2 protein-coding genes are annotated in these 2,160 nt (G+C 65.8%); one reads left to right on the forward strand and one right to left on the reverse strand.

Annotated elements, in window-relative coordinates; all coding sequences use genetic code 11:
* Window positions 1–352, forward strand: a 352-nt coding sequence (locus ACIHAR_RS39655; RefSeq protein WP_400024124.1) for a transposase, incomplete at its 5' end; no start/stop codon positions are given.
* Window positions 353–817: 465 nt separating this feature from the next.
* Here ACIHAR_RS39655 and ACIHAR_RS39660 read toward each other — a convergent pair.
* Complete coding sequence (locus ACIHAR_RS39660; protein ID WP_400024126.1) at window positions 818–2,047, reverse strand: IS256 family transposase; 1,230 nt, start codon at window positions 2,045–2,047, stop codon at window positions 818–820.
* Window positions 2,048–2,160 lie beyond the last annotated feature (113 nt).

The following is a 2,160-nucleotide window of genomic DNA, read 5'->3' on the forward strand; positions in this document are numbered from 1 at the left end:
CGCCCTTCGGGTCCGCCCCGCTGGACGCGGCATCCGCAAGGCGGCCGACGATCCGGAACTGCCCGAGCGCTGGCTGCTGGCCGAATGGCCCGCCGACGAGCCCGAGCCGATCCAGTTCTGGCTCTCCAGCCTGCCCTCCGGCATGCCACTGGCCACCCTGGTCCGTCTGGTCAAGCTCCGCTGGCGCATCGAGCACGACTACCGCGAAATGAAACAAGCCCTGGGACTGGCCCACTTCGAAGGCCGCACCTGGAACGGCTGGCACCACCACGTCACCCTCGTCTCCGCCGCCCACGCCTTCTGCACCCTCCAACGGCTGGCACGAGACCCAAAAGACCCGGCGCAGGCCTGAGCCTCTACCAAGTCGTCCACGAGTTGCAGACACTCCTCGCCCTCTGGGCCGGCGCCTGCCCCACTTGCCACCGCGACATACCCATCCCGATACGAATCTGACCAAGCCCTACTAGACACCGCACGCAAGTGGTGCCGGTCGGACGAACAGGCAAGTGGCCGTCTCAACGGGCGATCTCGTTTGACAGCCCCTCCGCCGCCGCCACCGGGCGGTCATCCTGCGCGACCGTCCGCAGCACCGTAGGCAGGGTGTGAACCTCCTCCAGTGTCAGCAGGGCCAGTCGCTCGCTGTCCTACGCCATGGGCGCAGAGTCGATCCTCATCAAGGTCATGATGCCGGGCAGGGAGGTCGTGTTCGGCTGAGGCATAGTGACTCTCGCCGTGCAGGCGACCGACCTTCACGATCACGATTCTTCGCCCGCAGCCTCTGAACCTGCGGTTATGTCCCTTGTCGTGGTGTAGGCGATCAGTCGTTTGATGTGGCCGGCAGGACGATCGTGTCGTCGGCGTAGAGGGCGTCCATGCTCTCGTTGGAGAGGTAGCGGCGGGGGAAGGCGATCCATTCGTCGTGGAGTTCGGCGAGGACGGCGGTGGCGAGGCGGAGGACGGCGGGCGGGTTCGGGAAGACTTGGACGACGTCGGTGCGGCGTTTGATCTCGCGGTTCAGCCGCTCGAGCGGGTTCGTGGACTGGATCTTCTTCCAGTGCTGGTGGGGGAAGTCCGCGAATGCGGTCAGGTCCTCCTTCGCCTCGAGCAGCATCTCCCTGACCTTGGGGAACTGGCGGCCGAGCATGTCGGCGACGGTGTCGAGCTGGGTGCGGACCGCGTCCGCGGTGGGCTGGGCGAAGATCGTGCGGATCGTGGCTGCGACCATCTCCGCAGAGCCCTTCGGGATGACGGCGAAGACGTTGCGGACGAAGTGGACCCGGCAGCGCTGCCAGGCGGCGCCGAGCATGACTTTGCGGATCGCTTTGACCAGGCCGCTGTGGCTGTCGGAGATGACCAGGCGGACGCCGGTCAGCCCGCGTTCGCGCAGATGACGCAGGAACTGGGCCCAGAAGGCTTCGGTTTCGCTGTCGCCGACCATGACGCCGACGACCTCGCGGCCGCCGTCCTGGGTGACGCCGGTGGCGATCACGACGGCCTGGGAGACGATGCGGTGGTGGACACGGGCCTTGACGTAGGTGGCGTCGAGGAAGAGATAGGGGAAGCGGATGTGGTCCAGCGGGCGGGTGCGGAACGCGTCCAGCTGTTCGTCCAGGTCCGCGCAGATCCGGGAGACCTCACTTTTGGATATACCGGTGTCGGAGCCGGGGGCTTTGACGAGGTCATCGACCGACCGGGTGGAGACGCCGTGGACGTAGGCCTCCATGACGACCGCGTAGAGAGCCTGGTCAATGCGCCTCCGACGCTCCAGCAGACTGGGAAAGAAACTGCCCGCCCGCAGCTTCGGGATCGCGAGCTCGAGATCGCCGGCCTGCGTGGTCACCGTCTTCTCTCTGTGACCGTTGCGCCAGGTCGTGCGAGTTTCGGTGTGCTCTCCCCACTCAGCGCCGATCTTGGCACTCGCCTCGGCCTCGATCAGTTCCTGCAGCAGACGTTCGGCGACCTCCCGGGCCAGTTCAAGACCATCCGCCGAACGTAGTGACTCAAGCAGACGAAGTAAGTCATGCTGGGATAAGACGCCGTTTCTGATGGTGTGATCGCTCGTTGAAACCGTGCATGACGGATTTGATCGAGCGGTTGGTGCCCGACGATTTGTGGATGCTGTTCCGGCGGGTGGTCCCGCCGACGGAGGTCATACGCCCG

Origin of the sequence: Streptomyces sp. NPDC052016 (genome assembly GCF_044548445.1) — a bacterium.
Lineage (GTDB): Bacteria > Actinomycetota > Actinomycetes > Streptomycetales > Streptomycetaceae > Streptomyces.